Source organism: Oleiphilus sp. HI0061 (assembly GCF_001635675.1).
This window is the reverse complement of sequence record NZ_LWFE01000755.1, coordinates 1-589: the sequence shown is the minus strand read 5'-3', so window position 1 is coordinate 589 and position 589 is coordinate 1. Positions and strand designations below refer to the sequence as shown.

1 protein-coding gene is annotated in these 589 nt (G+C 44.5%); it reads left to right on the top strand.

Features of this window, described 5'->3' with window-relative positions; genetic code table 11:
• Positions 1-154: 154 nt before the first annotated feature.
• The coding region (locus A3735_RS09310) for a capsule assembly Wzi family protein (RefSeq protein ID WP_197485793.1) at positions 155-589 on the top strand (435 nt) is incomplete at its 3' end.

Below are 589 nucleotides of genomic sequence, written 5' to 3'. Positions count from 1 at the left end.
TCAGAGCAACCCCATTTCCTCTGACGCCACCATCTTCATTTAACTGTAAATAGCTGGCACGCGCACTCCAAAGTGAGCCACCACCATTTTGAAGACTCATTCCGAAGGACAAAACCTCTGAGTCATTATCAAAACTAGCACCAAGCGTACGCCCATGATAGCGATAGCCACTTTCATAAAGTACGAGTTGGAATACGCAAATACCATTGCGGATGGTTTTGAGACGGTATTTTATAATACCACCTATGAACATAGTCTTTATGAAAGTGGCTATCGCTATCATGGGCGTACGCTTGGTGCTAGTTTTGATAATGACTCAGAGGTTTTGTCCTTCGGAATGAGTCTTCAAAATGGTGGTGGCTCACTTTGGAGTGCGCGTGCCAGCTATTTACAGTTAAATGAAGATGGTGGCGTCAGAGGAAATGGGGTTGCTCTGAGTGCTCAATCACTTTATATGGCGGAATTATATCACCAGTGTTTCATCTTTGATGGCCGTTTCAAAGCAGGGCTGACTTACCTAAGTAAAGATGTTGATACAGCGTTTACGTATGTAGAGCGCTTAGCTGCTTCGGTCTCTTGGGAGTATCGA